Here is an 18,688-nt window from a genome sequence, read left to right on the forward strand (position 1 = left end):
TCGTCGTGCGAACGCCGGGACGGGGCGTGCGCAGGCTGGCCGGGCGTACGGGGGCGGCTGTTCGACAAGTCGGTCGGCATGCGGAATCGCTCCTGAACTGTGGGTTCCAGGGCATCACCGGAACGTGGTTCCGGGATTGGACCCGAACTGCGGTGTCAGAGTCGCCGCGGGAGCACCGCCCGGACCGCTCTGCGGGCCGGGGGCGGTATGACCGCTCCCACTGGCGCGCGCCTCCGGTCCGAAGCACGAAACTCCGCCTGCCCCTTCGCCCCGGACGCAAACACCGTCGGGAGAAACTCGGCTCGCCGGCTCAACTCAGCGACACGACCGCGGTGATCCGCTTGCCCCCGCGGGGCAGTCCGGCGACCTCCACGTCCCGGGCCAGCCGGCAGACGATGGGCCAGCCCCGGCCACCGAGCCGGCCGCGGTCGTCCGGGACCTGCTCGGCCACCGGTAGGGCGTCGCTGCGGTCGCTCACCGACACGCGTACCGCGCATCCCTCGACGTCCACGTCGAATCCGGTGATCCCGCCGCCGTGCAGGATCGCGTTGGTGGTCAGTTCGGAGGCGACGAGCAGGGCGTCGTTCAGGGCTTCGGCGGGGCACGGCACAGCCTGCCCGGCGAGCGCGCCGCGGACCTCTCTGCGGGCGTCCGCCGGCCGCAACGACGGTCGGCGGGAGTCGGGTGGTACCACTACTGATTCGGTCCGGATCTTCTCGCGCATCCCTTCGCTCCCTGAGTGGTGGACCGGTCGGGTCTGTCTGGCCTGTCCGCGCGGGTCTCTACTTGTACGGCTCACCGGTCGGGGCGCCAACAAACACATCTGGGGGCGGCGAGGGCTTCCCCTGAGTGAAACGGGTCACGTAGCCTGTTCCTGGGTACGCGAAATGGCCCCGGATGGTTTAGCGTTCATCCATAAGTGGTCGCGGAGTCGACAGCAGGTCCTCCCGTACCACCGCTTGACGGCCCTGGCTGGCCTCCCCCGTCCAGCCAGGGCTTTTTAACGCCCGGACGGCTCCGGGCAGGCGATTCTCATCTCCTTCGAGGTGCCCGGCGCGGCGGCAGCGGATGAAATGGGCGTAGGCAAAGCCCCCGTACCCTCGCCGGCGAGGAGCCCAGCGCCATGACCAAAGCCATCAAACTGCTGACCGCACTTCCGCAGGCGCAGCGCGAGCGCCTCATGGAACTGGCGCAGGAGATCTCCTTCCCCGAGGACGCCCGCATCTTCGAGGCCGGTGGCACGGCGGACCGCTTCTGGGTGATCCGCTCGGGTGCCGTCAACCTCGACCAGGAGGTCACGTCCCACAAACGGGTCACCGTCGCCAGCCTGGGCGCCGGCGACCTGCTCGGCTGGTCATGGCTGTTCCCGCCGTACACCTGGGACTTCGGGGCGGTGGCCTTCAGCCAGGTGCGGGCCTACGAGTACGACGCCGCGGCCGTGCTCGCGCTGTGCGTGGAGGATCCGCTGCTGGGGCTCTCGCTCGTGCGGACCGTCGCCGAGATCCTCGCCAGCCGGCTGGAGGTCACCCGGGGCAAGCTGCTGGACGCGTACGTGGGGCGGCGGCCCGCCTAGGGGTCAGATGCGGTAGCGGCGCAGGGCGGGCACGGCGGCGGCCAGGGCCAGCATCACGGCCACGACCAGCAGCCCGCCGCCCGTGACGGCCGCGCGCGGCCCGAACACGGACCCCATGGTGCCGTGCAGGACGTCGGCCAGCCGCGGCCCGCCCGCGACCACGACCGTGAACACGCCCTGCATCCGGCCGCGCATCTCGTCGGTCGCGGCGGACAGCAGGATGGCGCCCCGGAAGACCATCGAGACCATGTCGGCGACCCCGGCGGCGGCGAGGAAGGCGACCGCCACCCAGAGGTTGCGGCTGAGCCCGAACCCGGCGATGGCGGCGCCCCAGCCGACGACCGCGCCGATCACCATCCAGCCGTGCCGACGGGCCCGCGAGAAGGTGCCGGAGAAGAGCCCGCCGAGCACGGCGCCGACGGGGATCGCCGCGAACAGCAGGCCGAGCGCCAGCCCTTCGCCGTAGGACCCGTAGGTCTCCGCGGCCAGCTGCGGGAACAGGGCGCGGGGCATGCCGAGGACCATCGCGATGATGTCGGCCAGGAACGACAGCAGCAGCACCTTGTGCATCGAGATGTAGCGGAAACCCTCCACGATCTCCCGCACCCCGGCCCGGCGGGCCGTCGCACGCGCCAGCGGCGGCAGCGCGGGCAGCCGGTAGACGGCCCACACCGTCACGCTGAGCGCCAGCGCGTCGATCAGATACAGCTCGGGCAGGCCGATGACCGGAATCAGCGCACCGGCCAGCAGCGGGCCGATCACCTGCCCGGTCTGCATGACCGTCGATCCGAGGGCGTTGGCGGCGGGCAGCTGTCCCTCGGGGACGAGCCGGGCGATGGAGGCGGTACGGGCCGGGGCGTTCAGCCCCCAGAACGCCTGCTGCATGGCGAGCAGGACCATCAGCGCGGCCACGGATTCGAGGCCGGTGACGGCCTGGAGCCAGAACAGCAGCGAGGTGACGGCGATACCGCAGTTGGTGATCAGCAGCAGCTTGCGGCGGTCCATCGCGTCGGCTACCGCGCCGCCCCACAGCGCGAACACGATGAGCGGCAGCAGTCCGGCGAGGCTCGCGGCGCCGACCCAGGCCGAGGACCCGGTGATGTCGTAGATCTGCTTGGGCACGGCCACCGCGGTGAGCTGGCTGCCGACCGAGGTGACGATCGTCGAGGTCCACAGCCGGCGGTAGGCCGGGACGGCCAGCGGGCGGGTGTCCATCGCCCAGCGGCGCCAGCCCCGCCGGGGCGGAGGCGGGGCAGCCGTGGTGTCTTCGGGGGGCTGTATGCCGGACTGGGTGCCGCTCTCGCTGGTGTCCACGGAGTTCCTGGTGTCCTGGTCCTCTTGGTGCTCGCTACATCTTTCGACTGCAGGATCACTATCCCAGCAACTTCTGTGACCGCCGAACCGGTTGTCTCAGGATCCGGCCGCACCGGGGTCCGCGGGCGTCAGGAGCCCGCCACGAGCATCAGGCCGAGCCCGATCATGGTCAGGGCCACCAGTCCGTCCAGCACCCGCCAGGCGGCCGGCTCGGCGAGGTACCGGCCGAGCTGCCGGGCACCGAAGCCGAGCGCGGCGAACCAGCACAGACTGGCCAGCGCGGCGCCGAGGCCGAAGGTCCAGCGCAGGTCGCCCCGGTCGGCGGCGAGAGAGCCGAGCAGGAACACGGTGTCCAGGTAGACATGCGGGTTCAGCCAGGTCATGGCGAGGCAGGTGAGTACGGCCCGGCGCCGGGAACCGGCCGCCTCACCCTCGGCGCGCAGACCGCCGGTGCCCGGCCGCAGCACCCGGCGGCCGGCCAGGACGCCGTAGCAGAGCAGGAAGACGCCGCCGACCAGACCGACCGCCCGCACCACGCCCGGCCACGCCACCACCAGCGCGCCCACCCCGCCGACGCCGAGCGAGATGAGGGCCGCGTCGGACAGGGCGCAGATGGCGACGACGACGAGGACCGCGTCCCGGCGGACGCCCTGCCGCAGGACGAAGGCGTTCTGGGCGCCGATGGCGACTATGAGCGAGAGGCCGCTGCCGAAACCTGCGGCAGCGGCGGCGAGAGAGCTGGACATGTCCTCGACGGTAAGGAAGTGATCTCTGGAGGTACAGCTAAAGATTCTTACGTACCCTTAGCACAGCTGCAGACGGGAGCGGAACGGTGGAACTTCCTCTCGACCAGGTGCGGACGCTGCTGGCGGTGGTGGACGAGGGTACGTTCGACGCGGCGGCCGCGGCCCTGCACGTGACGCCGTCGGCGGTCAGCCAGCGGGTGAAGGCGCTGGAGCAGCGGACGGGCCGGGTGCTGCTGCAGCGCACCAAGCCGGTGCGGCCGACCGAGTCGGGCGAGGTGTTGGTGCGGTTCGCCCGGCAGCTGGCCCGGCTGGAACGCGACGCGCGCGGCGAGCTGGGCATGAGCGGTGCCGGGGAGCCGACCCGGGTGTCGGTCGCGGTCAACGCGGACTCGCTGGCGACGTGGTTCCTGGGTGCGCTGACCGGTCTCCCGCACGTCTTCGTCGAACTGCACCGGGAGGACGAGGAGCACACGGCCGCGCTGCTGCGGGAGGGGCTGGTGATGGCGGCGGTGACCTCCTCGCCGGACGCGGTGCCCGGCTGCTCCGTGCGGGCACTGGGGCGGATGCGGTACCTGCCGGTGGCCGCGCCGGAGTTCGCGGCGGCGCATCTCACCGGGCCGCTGCCGGATGCGCTCGCCGAGGCGCCGGTGATCGTCTTCGACCGGCGGGACGACGTCCAGGACGGGTTCGTACGGCGACTGGGGCGGGGCGGGGCCGGTTCGCTACGGCATTACGTGCCCACCTCGGAGGGGTTCGCGGACTCGGTGACGGCGGGGCTGGGGTGGGGGATGGTGCCGGAGGTGCAGGCGGAGCCGCGGTTGCGGGAGGGGCGGCTGGTACGGCTCGGGGAGCCGGAGCTGTGGGTGGACGTGCCGTTGTACTGGCAGCAGTGGAAGCTGGATTCGCCGGCTCTGGGGGCGGTGGCGGAGGCGGTGGTGAGTACGGCGGGGCGCGCGTTGCGACAGCCGTAGGGCGGGCTGCCGGTGGTCGTGCGAGTGCGGGCTGGTGGGGGCTGATCGCGCCCCTTCCCCGCGCCCCTTTCGGGGCGCCCCCGCCAGGGGCGCTTACAAGGACCGTTCTGTGCTGTCCAGCAGCATTTCCAGGGCCGTCGGATAAGCGCTGGTCACCATCCTTTTCGCCAGCAGCGGGGCCGCTTCCGCGATGCGGGGATGAGTCGTGGGCGGCAGCTGGGCGTACGTCGAGTTCCACTTGGCCTCGTCCGCTCGCTGGGAGTCCGGTGGCAGGGCCAGGGATGCCGCGTCCAGGGCCGCGAAGGCCAGGGTCTGGTCGATGAAGGCGTGGTAGACGCGAACCGTCTCCGGCAGGGGGAAGCCCGCCGTGCGCAGGACGTCCAGGATCGCCTCGTCCGCCGCCAGCTCCTGCGCCCGGCCCGTCACCCGGTTCGCCGTCAGCAGGGCCGCCTGCGGATGGGCCACGTACTCCGCGTGGATGCGCAGACCGATCGTGCGCAGGTCGGTCCGCCACTCCCCCGTCGGCGCCCAGCCGGCCAGCGCCTGGCCGATCAGCGCGTCGCCGATCGCCAGGGTCAGGTCGTCCATGCCCCGGAAGTAGCGGTACAGGGTGCTGGGGTCGCAGTCGAGGGCCAGGCCCAGGCGGCGGGCGGTGAGGCCCGCGCTGCCGTGTTCGCGCAGCAGACGCAGGGCGGTCGCCACGATCAGCCGCTCGGACAGCACCGTGCCGCCACGCGTGGGCCGGCGCCGGCGGCGCTTCTCCTCCGGTACGACCGGTTTGGGCATCGGGCACTCCCCTGGGGTTCTCACGCCGACGGCGTTCTTATGCCAACGCCATTGACCTTACGACGGGGTCCGGCGTTTGATTCCGGCCGGGCGCCCCCGTACTCGACCTCGCACACTGTTCGAGAAGGAGATTCCGCCATGCGCGTACTGCTCGTGGGAGCCGGTGGTGTGGGCACCGCCGTCACCCGGATCGCGGCCCGTCGCCCGTTCTTCGAGGTGATGGTGGTCGCCGACTACGACCCGGCCCGCGCCGAGGCGGCCGTGGCTGCCGTCGGCGACGACCGGTTCCTCGCCGAGCGGGTCGACGCCGGTGACGAGGCGGCCGTGGCCGGCCTGCTGGCCCGGCACGGCTGCGATGTGCTGCTCAACGCCACCGATCCGCGCTTTGTGATGCCGCTCTTCCGGGCCGCCCGCAAGGCCGGCGCCGGCTACCTCGACATGGCGATGTCACTGTCCCGGCCGCACGCCGAACGGCCGTACGAGGAGTGCGGGGTCAAGCTGGGCGACGAGCAGTTCGCCCTGGCCGAGGAGTGGGCGAAGGCGGGCGCGCTGGCGCTCGTCGGGATGGGCGTGGAGCCGGGGCTCTCGGATGTGTTCGCGCGGTACGCGGCCGACGAGCTCTTCGACGAGATCGAGGAGATCGGCATCCGCGACGGCGCGGACCTGACGGTGGACGGTTACGACTTCGCGCCCTCCTTCAACATCTGGACCACCATCGAGGAGTGCCTCAACCCGCCCGTCGTGTACGAGGAGGGGCGCGGCTGGTTCACCACCGCCCCCTTCAGCGAACCGGAGGTGTTCGACTTCCCGGAGGGGATCGGGCCGGTCGAGTGCGTCAACGTCGAGCACGAGGAGGTGCTGCTCGTGCCCCGCTGGGTGGAGGCGCGGCGGGTCACCTTCAAGTACGGGCTCGGCCGCGAGTTCATCGAGACGCTCAAGACGCTGCACCTGCTCGGGCTGGACAGGACCACCCCGGTGACCGTGCCCGGCACCGACGGCCCGGTCGCGGTCTCGCCGCGGGACGTGGTCGCCGCGTCGCTGCCCGACCCGGCGACGCTGGGCGACCGGATGCGCGGCAAGACCTGTGCGGGCACCTGGGTGCGCGGGGTCAAGGACGGGCAGCCGCGTGAGGTGTATCTCTACCACGTGGTCGACAACGAGTGGTCCATGGCGGAGTACGGTTGTCAGGCCGTGGTGTGGCAGACGGCCCTCAACCCGGTCGTCGCCCTCGAACTCCTGGCCACCGGTGCGTGGTCGGGCTCGGGCGTCCTCGGCCCGGAGGCGTTCCCGGCCCGCCCGTTCCTCGACCTGCTGACCGAGTACGGCTCGCCCTGGGGTCTGCGCGAGCAGTGACCGCCCGCGAATTCCAGGGGACTTCGCCGTTTCGGACGCGCCCACTCCGGTGACCCGAAGCCGAGTACGCACATGAAACGGCAGAATCGACTTGGATCGCAGGTGACTTCGATGGACGACTGGCGAGACCACGCCGAGTGCCGCGAGGAGGACCCCGACCTCTTCTTCCCGATCGGCACCACCGGGCCTTCACTGCACCAGACACGGCGCGCAAAGGCCGTCTGTGAGCGCTGTCCGGTCCAGGATCAGTGCCTGGGCTGGGCGTTGGACACCGGGCAGACCGTAGGCATCTGGGGCGGTACGACCGAGGCGGAGCGCCGGCTGCTTACCCGGCGCCGGCAGCGGGCCGCGCGCCGGTTCAGCTGACGTCGGCCGGTGCCTCGGCGGCCGGCAGCCGCAGGGTGAACTCGGCTCCCTTGCCCGGTTCGCTCGCGGCCTCGACGGTCCCGCCATGGGCGGCGACCAGGTGGCGCACGATCGGCAGACCGAGCCCACTGCCCCCGGTACGTCGGCTGCGGGACTTCTCCGCGCGCCAGAACCGCTCGAAGACGTGCGGCAGATCGTCGGGGGCGATGCCCTTGCCGGTGTCGGTGACGGTGAGCACGACCTCGTCGCCGGCCCGGCGGGCGGCCAGGGTCACCGTTCCGTCGGCGGGCGTGTGCCGGATCGCGTTGGAGACCAGGTTGCCCAGCGCCTGCCGCATCCGCACCGGGTCGGCGTCGAGCCAGGCCGTGCCGTCGACGTCGGTCAGCAGCGTGACCCCGGCCGCGTCGGCGGCCACCCGGTGGGCGGCGGCGACCTGGTCGACCATGTCGGCGGCGCGGACGGGTTCGCGGTGCATGCGCAGGGTGCCGGCGTCGGCGGCCGCCAGGTCCTGGAGGTCGTCGATGATCCGCTGGAGCAGCAGCGCCTCCTCGTGCAGCGAGGCCAGGAGCGCCGGGTCGGGGTCGACCACGCCGTCCCGGGTGACCTCCAGCCAGCCCCGGATGTTGGTGAGCGGGCTGCGCAGTTCATGGGCGATGTCGCTGACCATCGCCTTGCGCTGTTCCTCCAGCCGCTCCCGGCGCTCGGTGAGGTCGTTGAACGCCTCGGCCAGCAGCCCGGTCTCGTCCCGGGTCCGCACCGGCGCCCGCGCATGCAGTTCGGGCGGCTGGCGCACGGTGACGGTCAGCGCGCGCAGCGGCCGGACGAGCCGGGTGGCGACCACGGCGGTGACGGCGACCGTGAAGGCGAGGACCAGTCCGGCCGCGCCGACGATCTTCGCCTTGTTGGCGCGGGACATGTCGAACCGGGGCGCGGTCTGGTCGCCCAGGCCGAGGAAGAGTTCGGCGGCCGGGGCGGCATACGGTTCGAGCTGGGTGCGGCGGGCGCTGGTGATGCAGTTCTTCGCGATCTGGTCCGTCTGTGCCTGGTCGCGGCTGCCCTTCTTGGCGGTGATGAGGAAGCCGCCGGTGACCGGGTTGCGTCCCGTCTGGTCGTAGGTGAGGTACAGCTGTCCGGCGAGTTCCAGGTGCTTGCTCTGGAGACAGGGGCGGACCAGTTCCGTCAGCGTGGCGAGGGCCTTCGCCTCGGTGCGGGTACCGCCGAGGATCCCCTTCTTCGCCGTTGTGAGGGAGTCGTCCAGCCCGCTGCCGCAGCCGATCGAGCGGAAGCCCGGGGCGTCCGTGCCGTCGTCGTCGACGAGGTAGGGCCGCCCGCTCGGGGTGTGGGCGACGGTGGTCCGGATGCCGTAGGTGTTGTAGCAGTACCGCTCCTTCTGGGCCACCATGTCCAGTTCCCCGCGCTCCTTCGCCGACAGCCGGTACGGGCCCACCACCCGCGGGTCGATGCCGCTGAGCTGGGCGCCGGACTCGGTGTAGGTGTCGGTGTGCAGCGGGTCGATGGCGGCGGCCGGCCGGGGCGGCAGTGCGGTGCCCGGTGCCGCCGAGTCGGCGATCAGGGTGCGGTCGGCGGTGGTCAGCGCGATCCTGCGGCCGGTCTGCGCGGCCAGCGAGCGGACCGTGTGCCGCACCCCGCTCCAGTCGGGGTGCTCCGCGGCGTAGCCGCTGAGCTGGGCGAGGATCTTGTTGTCGGCCGCGAGGTCCTGGCCCTGCTCCTCCTCCAGCGCGCTGGTGGTGGTCGTCACCGCCAGCCAGGCGGTGGCGGCCACCGAGCACGCGGCGATCAGCACGGAGGCGAACAGCAGCCGGACCAGGAGCCGTTTGCGCCACGGTATCCGGGCCCTCACGGGCGGCCGCCGCTCAGCTTGTAGCCGACGCCGAACACGGTCACCAGCCGCACCGGCCGCCGGGGATCGGCCTCGATCTTCCGGCGCAGGTTCATCACATGGACGTCGACGGCCCGTTCGGTGGAGGCCCGGTCGAAGCCGCGGGTGCACTGGAGCAGCTGCCGCCGGGTGAACACCCGGTCGGGCTCCCCGGCCATGGCGAGCAGGATCTGGAACTCGGCCGGGGTCACCTCCACCGGCACCCCGTCGCAGCGCACCTCGTGCCGCACCGGATCGACACTGATCCCGGCCGCGGTCACGGCCGGCTCCTCCCGTACCGCGGCGGTCCGCCCGCTGCGCCGCAGAACCGTCCGGATCCGGGCCATCAGCTCTCGTGGACTGTACGGCTTGGTCATGTAGTCGTCGGCACCCAGTTCCAGACCGAGCAGCACGTCGTCCTCCTCGGACCGGGCCGTGAGCATCAGCACCGGGATCTCCGGGTCGCCGCCGCGCAGCACCCGGCAGACGCCGAAGCCGTCGATCACCGGGAGCATCAGGTCGAGGACGACCAGGTCGGGCCCGAGCCGCCGGGCCGCGTCCAGCGCGGCGGCGCCGTCGTGGACCACGGTCGCGGTATGGCCCTCGGCCAGCAGGGAGCGCCGGATCAGCTCGGCCTGCATCTCGTCGTCCTCGGCGACCAGCACATGTGCGCACACAGGTTCGGATCCTAAGCGGTGTGCCGGCGGCCTACTGGGCGAGCCAGTCGGCGTGCCCCATGACGACGACCGGGTGCCGGTCCGGGTCCAGGGTGCGCAGCAGTTCCTTCATGTGCGCCTTGGCGACGCTGACACAGGCGTGTGTCGGGCCGCCGTGGTCGACGTGCAGCCAGATGCCGCCGCCGCGCCCGGCGCCCATGGGGCGGGTCCAGTCGAGGGGCGAAGTGCCGGGCTGCCGGTTGTAGTTGACGGCGACGACATAGTCGAAGGAGCCTTCCAGCGGCTCGCCCTCGAAGCCGGTGCCGGGCGAGTGGAAGCCGTACCCCTGGTGGTACGGCAGCCTGCTCCCCGGGTCGGCGAGCAGGCCCCCGGCGTCGGTGAGCCCGTACACGCCGACGGGTGAGCGCAGGTCCCCGGCCATGTGGTGCTCGCTCCAGCCGTCCCTGCCGTTGTGCGCGGGCCAACTCGCGCCGGGCTGCCAGACGCTGTCGTCGCGCTCGTACAGGACGACGGTGGAGACGGGCGAGTCCTTGCCCCGTCCCCTGGCGACGACGACCTGCTCGGCCCGCTCGGGTATCGCGGCCGCGGTCCGCGGCCCCAGCCCCGGTATGCCGGTGGGCTGCGGGCTGTTGCTCTCGGGTGTGGGGGAAGCCGTCGTCCGCGCCGGCCGGTCGTCGTCCGACCGACTCGGCGCGGCCTCGGCGCCACCCCCGCACCCCGAGAGCAGGAGGGGGGAGGCGAGGAGGGCAACAGCTGTTCTGCGATGGATCATGAGACCGACTCTGGCCGACAATTGTAAGAAACTCGTCAGCTTCATATCCCCGTTGACTGAAGCGCCCCAAAGGGGCGCGGGGGTGTGTCGATTTGCGGCTGCCGCCGCGTGGGCGCGACAAGCCCCCACCGGCCCGCACCCGAACCGCTACGGCTTGCCCTTCTTGTACAACCACGTCTGGAACAACGAACCGAGATCCTGCCCCGACTGCCCTTCCGCGAGCTTCACGAACTCCGCGGTGGTCCCGTGCCCGTACCGGTGCTCCGAAGCCCACACCCGCAGAATCCGGAAGAACACCGGATCCCCGACCGCCTTCCGCAGCTCGTGCAGAGCCATCGCACCCCGCGCGTACACCGGCGTCCCGAAGATGTTCGCGCCACTGCCCGGATCCCCGGGCGGATACGCCCACAACTCGTTGCTCGCCGGCTTGGCGTAGAGCGCGTCGAAGGACTTCTGCGCGCTGTCGCCCCCGTGCTGCTCGCTGTAGAGCCACTCGGCGTACGTCGCGAAGCCCTCGTTGAGCCAGATGTCCTTCCAGGCGGTGAGGGAGACGGAGTCGCCGAACCACTGGTGGGCGTTCTCGTGCACCAGCGTGCCGAGGTCGGGCGCGGAGTCGTAGATCGGCCGGCTCTGCGTCTCCAGGGCGTAGCCGACGTTCGGCGCGTGGTCGACGATCGCCCCGGCGGACCGGAACGGGTACGGCCCGAACAGCTTGCTCTCCCACTCCAGCACCGACGGCAGCTTCTTCAGCACCGCCGCCGACCCGCTCGCCTCGCGTGGGTCGACCGCGTTGTACACCTTGATCCCGTCCCGGGTGGTGTACTGCTGCACCTTGAACTTGCCGACCGTGGCGGTGGCGAGGTACGCGGCCATCGGCTCGGTCTGCCGCCACCGGAAGGTCGTGCGGCCGCCGGACGTGTGCTGCCCGAGGAGGACGCCGTTGGCGACGGCGGTGCGTCCCTTGGGGACGGTGATCGTGAAGTCGTACGACGACTTGTCCTTGGGATGGCTGTTCGCCGGGAACCAGGTCATCGCGCCCTGCGGCTCGCCCGCGACGAACGCGCCGTCGTCGGTGCGGATCCAGCCGTCCGGCGAGCCGTCGGGGTCGGTGACCTGCTTGGGGGTGCCGTTGTAGGTGACGGCGACCTGGAACTCCCGGCCCTTGGCGAGCGCGTGCGAGGGCGTGACGACGAGTTCCTGTCCGCTGCGGCTGAAACGGGCGGTCCGGCCGTCGACCGTCACCCGGGTGACCTTCAGACCGCTGAGGTCGAGGTCGAAGCGGGTGAGCTTCTGGGTGGCGCGGGCGGTGAGGACGGCCTTGCCGTCGAGGTGGCGGGAGGAGGTGTCGTAGCGGAGCGTCAGATCGTAGTGGCCGACGTGGTAGCCGCCGTTGCCGCTGAGCGGGAAGTAGGGGTCGCCCGCGCCCGCGGTGCCGATCGTGCTCGCCGAAGCCGGTCCGGCGGCGGCGAGCAGGGCCGCGACGGCGACCGGGACGGTGGCGAGGACGGCCTCGCGGCGGAGAACTGCGGTACGTCTGCTTGCGCCCTGCACATGCGCTCCTTGGGAGGTGGCCAATGATCAATGGCCCACAGACTAGGCGCGGGGGTGTCCGCGTTTCCCCCTCATTCTGGTCAAGCTGCGCCGCGTCGGCAGCCGGTGGCACGGGCCCGCCGCGTACCCTCGCGGCACCCCCACCGAGCCGAGAGGTGCCCGACCGTGAGCGTGCGCGTCCGCAGGATCTACGAACCGCCCGAGCCGCAGGACGGGGTACGGGTCCTGGTGGACCGGCTGTGGCCGCGCGGGGTGTCGAAGGCGGACGCGCAGGTGGACGAGTGGCCCAAGGGGCTGACTCCGTCGAACGAGCTGCGCCGCTGGTTCCACTCGAGCGAGGGGTCCTACGACGAGTTCGCGGGCCGTTACCGGGCGGAGCTGGCTGCTCCCGAGGCCGCCGAACTACTCGACGGCCTGCGGGAGTCGGCCCGGAAGGGCCCGGTGACGCTGCTCACCGCGTCGAAGACACCGCAGGAGAGCCACGCCACCGTGCTGGCGCGCCTCCTCTCCGCGTAGGCCCCGGCCTCGGAGGCTTCTCGGTCTAGGCCGTCTGCTGGGCCGCCGCGCGTCCCGCCGCCCGGCCCGAGAACAGGCAGCCGCCGAGGAACGTGCCCTCCAGCGCGTTGTAGCCGTGCACACCGCCACCGCCGAAGCCGGCCACCTCACCGGCCGCGTAGAGCCCCTCGATCGGCTGCCCGTCGGCGCCCAGGGCGCGGGAGTCCAGGTCGGTCTGGATGCCACCGAGGGTCTTGCGGGTGAGGACGTGCAGCTTGACGCCGATCAGCGGCCCGGCGGCCGGGTCGAGGATGCGGTGCGGGGTGGCGACCCGGCCGAGGCGGTCGCCGATGTAGCGGCGGGCGTTGTGGATGCCCTGGACCTGGGAGTCCTTGCTGTAGGAGTTGTTGATCTGCAGGTCACGGGCGACGATCTGGCGGCGCACCTCGGCCGCGTCCAGGAGTGCCTTGTCGGTGAGCCCGTTCATCTTCTCGACGAGCTGCTCCAGGGAGTTCGCGGTCACGAAGTCCGCGCCCTTGTCGACGAAGGCCCGCACCGGGCCCGGGGCGCCCTTGCCGAGCAGCCGGTCGCGCAGCACGGCCTTGCGGTCCTTCGCGGTGATGTCGGGGTTCTGCTCGGAGCCGGAGAGCGCGAACTCCTTCTCGATGATCTTCCGGGTGAGGACGAACCAGGAGTGGTCGTGTCCGGCGATGTCCTCGGTGGTGCGCAGGTACTTGAGGGTGCTGAGGGTGTCGTAGCCCGGCAGGCAGGGGTCGGGGAGCCGACGGCCGAGGGCGTCCAGCCAGATCGAGGACGGGCCGGGCAGGATGCGGATGCCGTGGCCGGGCCAGACGGGGTTCCAGTTCTGGATGCCCTCGGTGTAGTGCCACATGCGGTCGCGGTTGACCAGGCGTACGCCTGCCTCGGCGCTGATGTCGAGCATGCGGCCGTCCACGTAGGCGGGGACCCCGGTGACCATCTCGGCGGGGGGTGTGCCTAGGCGCTCCGGCCAGTAGCGGCGGACGATGTCGTGGTTGGCGCCGATGCCTCCGGTGGTGACGACGACGGCCTGGGCGGTGAGCTCGAAGTCGCCGATCCGGTCACGGTTGGAGGCGACACCGCGCGGCGAGTCGTCGGGGGCGAGGACCGTGCCGCGCACACCGCGTGCCGCGCCGTCCTCGATGACGAGTTCGTCGACCCGGTGGCGGTGGTGGAAGGTGAGCAGTCCGTCCTTGGCGGCCTGCTTGGCGTATCGGGCGAACGGCTCGACCACGCCGGTGCCGGTGCCCCAGGCCACGTGGAAGCGGGGTACGGAGTTGCCGTGCCCGGTCGCGCGCAGGTCGCCGCGCTCGGCCCAGCCGACGGTCGGCAGCAGGCTGATGCCGTGGCTCTGCAGCCAGGGCCGCTTCTCCCCGGCCGCGAACTCGACATAGGCCCGCGCCCAGCGCACCGCCCAGGAGTCCTCGTCGTCCTTGCGGTCAAACTGGGCGCTGCCCTGCCAGTCGTTCCAGGCCAGGTCGAGGGAGTCCTTGATGCCGAGGCGGCGCTGCTCGGGTGAGTCGACGAGGAAGAGGCCGCCGAAGGACCAGAACGCCTGGCCGCCGAGGTTGGCGGCGTTCTCCTGGTCGACCAGGGCGACCCGGCGGCCCCTGCTGGTGAGTTCGTGCGCCGCGACCAGGCCGGCGAGGCCCGCTCCGACGACAATGACGTCCGCGTCCATGGCGACCGTTGCCTTTCTCATTCGGATCCCGGTCGGATCCCGGTCGGATCCCGATCGGGGGATGCGCTCGGGGGTTCGCTTGCGGTGCTGCCGTCGGTCAGCAGCGCGGTGAGCAGTTGCTTGAGCCAGGCACGGGCCCGGTCGATGTCCTTGTCGAGGAGCAACTGGGTGGTCACGCCGTCGTACGCGGCGACCACCGCGTGCGCGGCGCCGTCCACCCCGCCGAGCACGACGGGGATCGGGGCGTGGCCACGGGCCCGGAAGAGCCGGTCGGCGATGGCCTGCCGCAGCCGGGCACGGTGGTCGAGGAGCGCCTCGGCGACGGCCGGGTCCCGGGCGGCGTGCACCAGGAAGTCGGTCTTCACCAGCAGCCAGTCCACGTCGAGGAGCAGCACGTCGGTGACCCGGTCCACGGAGGCCGGTACGTCCATGTCCGGCCGGTCCAGGGCAAGGGCGTCGGCGACCTGCCGGGCAATGAGGTCGGCGCGGTCCCGGTAGAGGGCGAAGAACAGCTCGTCGAGGGTGGCGAAGTTGGAGTAGAAGGCGCCCCGGCTGAACCCGGCGGCCTCGCAGACCTCCTCGATGGAGACGCGCCCGAAGCCCCTGGCCGCGAACACCGTGAACGCGGCGTCGAGCAGCCGGGCCCGGGTCTGCACCCGGCGCCGGGTCACACGCTGGGGCGCACCGTCCACTGCCATGCTCCGACCTCCATTCGATACACGAACGTATCCGATACATGAACGTATCGAAAGACCTCGGAGCGAGGTCGCCATGATCGAATGGGAACACATTTTCGATTAAGGAGTACGCTGGCTCCATGGCCACGCACCTCCAGGGCTCCCTGTTCGACCAGACCGACGAGCTGCGGCTCGGCTCCCTCGACGGCGCCGGCCGGACCGAGCTGGGCTCCGGCGCCTGGATCGACGTGCTGCCCGGCTGGCTGAGCGGCGCCGACGCCCTGTTCGAACAGCTGGCGACGGACGTCCCCTGGCACGCCGAGCGCCGCACGATGTACGACAGCGTCGTGGACGTACCACGGCTGCTCGCCTTCTACGGCGCGGGCGACCCGCTGCCGCACCCCGTCCTCGTCGAGGCCCGCGAGGCACTCACCCGGCACTACGCCGACGAGCTGCGCGAGCCGTTCACCACGGCGGGGCTCTGCTACTACCGCGACGGCCGGGACAGCGTCGCCTGGCACGGCGACCGGATCGGCCGGGGCGCGCGGGAAGACACCATGGTCGCGATCCTCTCCGTGGGCGCGCCCCGTGACCTGCTGCTGCGCCCGCTGCGCGGCGGCCCCTCGGTCCGGCGCCCGCTGGGCCACGGCGACCTGATCGTGATGGGCGGCTCCTGCCAGCGGACCTGGGAACACTGCGTACCGAAGACCGCACGGGCCGCCGGTCCGCGCATCAGCGTCCAGTTCCGGCCACAGGGGGTGCGGTGACCCGGATCCCCAGTCGACAGCCACCGCACGCCATCTGGTTGGCTGTCCCCCGGTTCGGTCGGGACGCTGCGGGAACGTCGGAGAGAGCATGCGCGCAGAGGTACACGAAGTCGGCAAGGGCATCTACCTGGTGCACGGGCAGCACACCAACTGGGTGATCCTCAAGGACGGCGACGCCGTCACACTGGTGGACACCGGCTACCCCGGGGACCGGCCGGGACTGCTCGACTCCCTGGCGGAGGTGGGCAGTTCACCGGAGGCGGTGGCGGCCGTCCTGATCACCCACGCGCACAACGACCACCTCGGCTCCGCCGAGTACCTGCGCGACACCCACGGCACCCCGGTCTATCTGCACGAGGCCGAAGTGCCGCACGCTCGGCGGGAGTTCCTCCAGCAGGTCTCGGTGGGGGCCGTTCTGAAGAACGCCTGGCGGCCGGGTGTGGTGCCGTGGCTGGTGCACGTCCTGCGGGTCGGCGGCACCGAACAGCACCCGGTGACCGCCCCCGAGGCGTTCCCGGTCGCGGACGGCCCGCTGGACCTGCCGGGCCGGCCCGTCCCGGTGCACACGCCCGGCCACACCGACGGGCACACCGCCTACCACCTGCCCGACGCCGGGATCGTGATCTCCGGTGACGCCCTGGTCAGCGGCCACCGCACGGCGCGCCTCAGCGGCCCGCAGCTGCTGCCCGACATGTTCCACCACGAGCGCTCCCGGGCGGTGGCCTCGCTCGGCATCATCGAGGCGCTCGACGGCGACGTGCTGCTGCCCGGACACGGGCCCGTGCACCGGGGATCCGTCGCGGAGGCCGCCCGGCAGGCCCGCGAACGCGCCGTCTAAGGTCGGGCCATGGCATTGCAGCTCAGCGCCACCAACCCGGAGCACCCCGCGCTCCTGCTCGAACTCCCCTGGGACGTCCCGCTGGAGGAGTGGCCCGAGAACTACCTCGTGCCGCTCCCCCGCGGTATCTCCCGGCACGTGGTGCGCTACGCCCGGGCCGGCAGCGAGGTCATCGCCGTGAAGGAGCTGGCCGAGCGCCCGGCGCTGCGCGAGTACGAGCTGCTGCGCGATCTGGACCGGCTCGCCATCCCCGCGGTCGACCCGCTCGCGGTGATCACCGGCCGCACCGACGCGGTGGGCGAACCGCTGGAGTCGGTCCTGGTCACCCGGCACCTGGGCGGCTCGATGCCCTACCGCTCGATGTTCGAGACGACCATGCGGCCGGCCACCATGCACCGCCTCATGGACGCCCTCGCCGTGCTGCTCGTACGACTGCACCTGGCCGGGTTCGCCTGGGGCGACTGCTCGCTGTCCAACACGCTGTTCCGGCGGGACGCGGGCGCGTACGCGGCCTATCTGGTGGACGCCGAGACCGGCGATCTGCATCCGCAGCTGAGCAACGGGCAGCGGGAGTACGACCTCGACCTGGCCCGGGTCAACATCAGCGGCGAGCTGCTCGACCTGGAGGCGTCGGGAGCGCTGCACCCGTCGCTCGACCCGATCGAGTTCGGGTTCGAGATCTGCACCCGGTACGGCGAACTGTGGGAGGAGCTGACCCGCACCTCGGTGTATCCGGCCGGCAAGTACCACTACATCGAGCGCCGGATCCGACGGCTCAACGAGCTGGGTTTCGACGTGGCCGAGATGCAGATCGAGCACTCCTCCAACGGCGACAGCGTCACCTTCGTGCCCAAGGTCGTCGACGCCGGGCACCACCAGCGCCAGCTGCTCCGGCTGACCGGCCTGGACGCCGAGGAGAACCAGGCCCGGCGGCTGCTGAACGACCTGGAGAGCTGGATGGCCACCCAGGACGACTACGCCCCCGGCGACCCCCTGGCCGCCCGGCCCGAGGTGCTGGCCCACCGGTGGGTGCGGGACGTCTTCCGCCCCACCGTGCGGGCCGTACCGCTGGAGCTGCGCGGCTCCATGGACCCGGCCGAGATCTACCACGAGCTGCTCGAACACCGCTGGTACCTGTCCGAGCGGGCACAGCAGGACATAGGTCTGGACAGCGCGGTCGAGGACTACATCGAGAACGTGCTGCCCAAGGCCCGGGAGACCCTGGAGCCGGTCACTCCCGAATGAGTCAGTCGTGCGGCACCACGGCCACCGGGCAGTCGGCGTGGTGCAGCACCCCGTGCGCGACCGAGCCGATGCGCGCGCCGACCGCCGTGCGGTGGGCGCGCCGGCCGACGACCATCAGCTGGGCCCGGCCAGCCACCGAGAGCAGCACCTGGCCGGCGCTGCCCATCTCCACGTGCTCGGCGACCGGTACGTCCGGGAACCGCTCCCGCAGCGGCCGTACCGCCTCGGACAGGGCCTTCTTCTCGTAGGGCTCCAGGCCGCCGGTCTCGTCCAGCAGCTTCAGCGAGCCCGGGCTGTAGGCGAAGACCGGCGGCAGGGTCCAAGCCCGGACCACCCGGACCGTCGCGCCACGGGCCGCCGCCGTCTCGAACGCGAACTCCAGCACGGCCGCGCTGTCCTCCGCCCCGCCCTGCTGGCCCACGACGACCTCCCGCCCGGCGGCCTCGGCCACGGGCCGGTCCCCGGCGCGCACCAGGACGACCGGCCGGGCGGCCCCGGCGATCACCTGCTGGCCCACCGAGCCCAGCAGGAACCCGACGACCGGCCCGTACCCGCGCGAGCCCAGCGCCAGCAACTCGGCCCCGGCCGCCGCCTCGACCAGTACCTCGACCGCTCCGCCCGCCAGGACGTCGACGCTCACCGCAAGCTCCGGATACCGACCGGTGACGGCACGCACCGACTCGGCCACCCCGTCCGACACCCACCCGTGCTGCGTCTCCCGGTCGCCGCCGAGCGCCTCCTGCTCCTCGTAGCACCAGGCGTGCACCACCCTTAGCGGCAGACCGCGGCGCACCGCCTCCCGGGCCGCCCAGTCCAGAGCCGCGAGGCTCTCCTCCGTACCGTCGACCCCTGCCGTGATCGGGCGTGTCATGCACCGGCCTCCTCGTCGGTTCCGCGTGTGCGTGATCAGTCTTCCGCACGGACGGGTGCCCGCTGTGCACCGGCGTACAAGAGCGAA

The 18,688-nt window shown here is 72.0% G+C and carries 19 protein-coding genes; 8 read left to right on the plus strand and 11 right to left on the minus strand.

The features are described from left to right. Positions 1-310: 310 nt before the first annotated feature. Positions 311-724 (minus strand): ATP-binding protein, encoded by a 414-nt coding sequence (locus ACWGJB_RS35255; RefSeq protein WP_453384110.1) that lies wholly within the window; start codon positions 722-724, stop codon positions 311-313. Between the two features lie 399 nt (positions 725-1,123). Between ACWGJB_RS35255 and ACWGJB_RS35260 the strand changes: the two genes are divergently transcribed. Continuing rightward, positions 1,124-1,573, plus strand: coding sequence for a cyclic nucleotide-binding domain-containing protein (locus ACWGJB_RS35260; protein WP_453384111.1), 450 nt, complete (start codon positions 1,124-1,126; stop codon positions 1,571-1,573). Positions 1,574-1,576: 3 nt separating this feature from the next. On the opposite strand, the gene ACWGJB_RS35265 is transcribed toward ACWGJB_RS35260, so the two are convergent. Then, positions 1,577-2,887, minus strand: a complete 1,311-nt coding sequence (locus ACWGJB_RS35265; protein WP_453384112.1) for an MFS transporter — start codon at positions 2,885-2,887, stop codon at positions 1,577-1,579. A 128-nt stretch (positions 2,888-3,015) separates the two neighbouring features. Continuing rightward, complete coding sequence (locus ACWGJB_RS35270) at positions 3,016-3,633, minus strand: LysE/ArgO family amino acid transporter (protein ID WP_453384113.1); 618 nt, start codon at positions 3,631-3,633, stop codon at positions 3,016-3,018. Positions 3,634-3,719: 86 nt separating this feature from the next. On the opposite strand from ACWGJB_RS35270, the gene ACWGJB_RS35275 reads away from it, so the two are divergent. Then, positions 3,720-4,604: a LysR family transcriptional regulator ArgP gene (locus tag ACWGJB_RS35275; RefSeq protein WP_453384114.1), complete on the plus strand. Its 885-nt coding sequence runs from the start codon at positions 3,720-3,722 to the stop codon at positions 4,602-4,604. Positions 4,605-4,697: 93 nt separating this feature from the next. Here the strand turns inward: ACWGJB_RS35275 and ACWGJB_RS35280 are convergent, their stop codons facing one another. Further along, entirely contained in the window at positions 4,698-5,390 is a 693-nt protein-coding gene (locus ACWGJB_RS35280; RefSeq protein WP_453384115.1) for a TetR/AcrR family transcriptional regulator, read from the minus strand. Between the two features lie 138 nt (positions 5,391-5,528). On the opposite strand from ACWGJB_RS35280, the gene ACWGJB_RS35285 reads away from it, so the two are divergent. Both ACWGJB_RS35285 and ACWGJB_RS35290 read left to right on the plus strand, forming a co-directional pair. Further along, complete coding sequence (locus tag ACWGJB_RS35285) at positions 5,529-6,743, plus strand: saccharopine dehydrogenase family protein (RefSeq protein WP_453384116.1); 1,215 nt, start codon at positions 5,529-5,531, stop codon at positions 6,741-6,743. A gap of 111 nt (positions 6,744-6,854) precedes the next feature. Beyond that, positions 6,855-7,109, plus strand: coding sequence for a WhiB family transcriptional regulator (locus ACWGJB_RS35290; protein ID WP_453384117.1), 255 nt, complete (start codon positions 6,855-6,857; stop codon positions 7,107-7,109). Here ACWGJB_RS35290 and ACWGJB_RS35295 read toward each other — a convergent pair. The 4 genes from ACWGJB_RS35295 to ACWGJB_RS35310 form a co-directional block, all read right to left on the minus strand. Next, the gene (locus ACWGJB_RS35295; RefSeq protein ID WP_453384118.1) at positions 7,102-8,970 is read right to left on the minus strand and encodes a sensor histidine kinase; all 1,869 of its coding nucleotides are present in this window, start codon (positions 8,968-8,970) and stop codon (positions 7,102-7,104) included. The two genes, ACWGJB_RS35290 and ACWGJB_RS35295, sit on opposite strands and share 8 nt — an antisense overlap. Beyond that, complete coding sequence (locus tag ACWGJB_RS35300; protein WP_453384119.1) at positions 8,967-9,665, minus strand: response regulator transcription factor; 699 nt, start codon at positions 9,663-9,665, stop codon at positions 8,967-8,969. The genes ACWGJB_RS35295 and ACWGJB_RS35300 overlap by 4 nt, the downstream gene beginning before the upstream one ends. A 31-nt stretch (positions 9,666-9,696) precedes the next feature. Then, a complete protein-coding gene (locus tag ACWGJB_RS35305) occupies positions 9,697-10,437 on the minus strand; it encodes a L,D-transpeptidase family protein (RefSeq protein WP_453384120.1) in 741 nt (246 codons plus the stop codon). A 147-nt stretch (positions 10,438-10,584) separates the two neighbouring features. Next, positions 10,585-11,988 (minus strand): M1 family metallopeptidase, encoded by a 1,404-nt coding sequence (locus ACWGJB_RS35310; protein WP_453384121.1) that lies wholly within the window; start codon positions 11,986-11,988, stop codon positions 10,585-10,587. A gap of 165 nt (positions 11,989-12,153) precedes the next feature. Between ACWGJB_RS35310 and ACWGJB_RS35315 the strand changes: the two genes are divergently transcribed. After that, the gene (locus ACWGJB_RS35315; RefSeq protein WP_453384122.1) at positions 12,154-12,504 is read left to right on the plus strand and encodes a DUF488 domain-containing protein; all 351 of its coding nucleotides are present in this window, start codon (positions 12,154-12,156) and stop codon (positions 12,502-12,504) included. 25 nt (positions 12,505-12,529) lie between these two features. Here ACWGJB_RS35315 and ACWGJB_RS35320 read toward each other — a convergent pair whose 3' ends face one another. Continuing rightward, entirely contained in the window at positions 12,530-14,203 is a 1,674-nt protein-coding gene (locus ACWGJB_RS35320) for an FAD-binding dehydrogenase (protein ID WP_453384271.1), read from the minus strand. Between the two features lie 17 nt (positions 14,204-14,220). Further along, positions 14,221-14,901: a TetR/AcrR family transcriptional regulator gene (locus tag ACWGJB_RS35325; protein WP_453384123.1), complete on the minus strand. Its 681-nt coding sequence runs from the start codon at positions 14,899-14,901 to the stop codon at positions 14,221-14,223. Positions 14,902-15,020: 119 nt separating this feature from the next. On the opposite strand from ACWGJB_RS35325, the gene ACWGJB_RS35330 reads away from it, so the two are divergent. The 3 genes from ACWGJB_RS35330 (at position 15,021) to ACWGJB_RS35340 (ending at position 17,730) form a co-directional block, all read left to right on the plus strand. Continuing rightward, positions 15,021-15,647, plus strand: a complete 627-nt coding sequence (locus ACWGJB_RS35330; RefSeq protein ID WP_453384124.1) for an alpha-ketoglutarate-dependent dioxygenase AlkB — start codon at positions 15,021-15,023, stop codon at positions 15,645-15,647. 88 nt (positions 15,648-15,735) lie between these two features. Next, the gene (locus tag ACWGJB_RS35335; RefSeq protein ID WP_453384125.1) at positions 15,736-16,485 is read left to right on the plus strand and encodes an MBL fold metallo-hydrolase; all 750 of its coding nucleotides are present in this window, start codon (positions 15,736-15,738) and stop codon (positions 16,483-16,485) included. 9 nt (positions 16,486-16,494) lie between these two features. Continuing rightward, on the plus strand, positions 16,495-17,730 hold the full coding sequence (locus ACWGJB_RS35340; protein ID WP_453384126.1) for a DUF4032 domain-containing protein: 1,236 nt from the start codon (positions 16,495-16,497) through the stop codon (positions 17,728-17,730). A gap of 1 nt (position 17,731) precedes the next feature. Here the strand turns inward: ACWGJB_RS35340 and ACWGJB_RS35345 are convergent, their stop codons facing one another. Next, positions 17,732-18,601 carry a universal stress protein gene (locus tag ACWGJB_RS35345; protein ID WP_453384127.1) on the minus strand — a complete coding sequence of 290 codons (870 nt, stop codon included), beginning with the start codon at positions 18,599-18,601 and terminating at the stop codon, positions 17,732-17,734. Positions 18,602-18,688 lie beyond the last annotated feature (87 nt).

It is taken from the genome of Streptomyces sp. NPDC054813, assembly GCF_053611365.1.

Coding starts and splice junctions, on each gene's coding strand:
- ACWGJB_RS35320 (WP_453384271.1), bottom strand. CDS start 14,203: ATGGACGCGGACGTCATTGTCGTCGGAGCGGGCCTCGCCGGCCTGGTC.
- ACWGJB_RS35340 (WP_453384126.1), top strand. CDS start 16,495: ATGGCATTGCAGCTCAGCGCCACCAACCCGGAGCACCCCGCGCTCCTG.
- ACWGJB_RS35285 (WP_453384116.1), top strand. CDS start 5,529: ATGCGCGTACTGCTCGTGGGAGCCGGTGGTGTGGGCACCGCCGTCACC.
- ACWGJB_RS35255 (WP_453384110.1), bottom strand. CDS start 724: ATGCGCGAGAAGATCCGGACCGAATCAGTAGTGGTACCACCCGACTCC.
- ACWGJB_RS35345 (WP_453384127.1), bottom strand. CDS start 18,601: ATGACACGCCCGATCACGGCAGGGGTCGACGGTACGGAGGAGAGCCTC.
- ACWGJB_RS35325 (WP_453384123.1), bottom strand. CDS start 14,901: ATGGCAGTGGACGGTGCGCCCCAGCGTGTGACCCGGCGCCGGGTGCAG.
- ACWGJB_RS35280 (WP_453384115.1), bottom strand. CDS start 5,390: ATGCCCAAACCGGTCGTACCGGAGGAGAAGCGCCGCCGGCGCCGGCCC.
- ACWGJB_RS35305 (WP_453384120.1), bottom strand. CDS start 10,437: ATGATCCATCGCAGAACAGCTGTTGCCCTCCTCGCCTCCCCCCTCCTG.
- ACWGJB_RS35260 (WP_453384111.1), top strand. CDS start 1,124: ATGACCAAAGCCATCAAACTGCTGACCGCACTTCCGCAGGCGCAGCGC.
- ACWGJB_RS35330 (WP_453384124.1), top strand. CDS start 15,021: ATGGCCACGCACCTCCAGGGCTCCCTGTTCGACCAGACCGACGAGCTG.
- ACWGJB_RS35290 (WP_453384117.1), top strand. CDS start 6,855: ATGGACGACTGGCGAGACCACGCCGAGTGCCGCGAGGAGGACCCCGAC.
- ACWGJB_RS35270 (WP_453384113.1), bottom strand. CDS start 3,633: ATGTCCAGCTCTCTCGCCGCCGCTGCCGCAGGTTTCGGCAGCGGCCTC.
- ACWGJB_RS35335 (WP_453384125.1), top strand. CDS start 15,736: ATGCGCGCAGAGGTACACGAAGTCGGCAAGGGCATCTACCTGGTGCAC.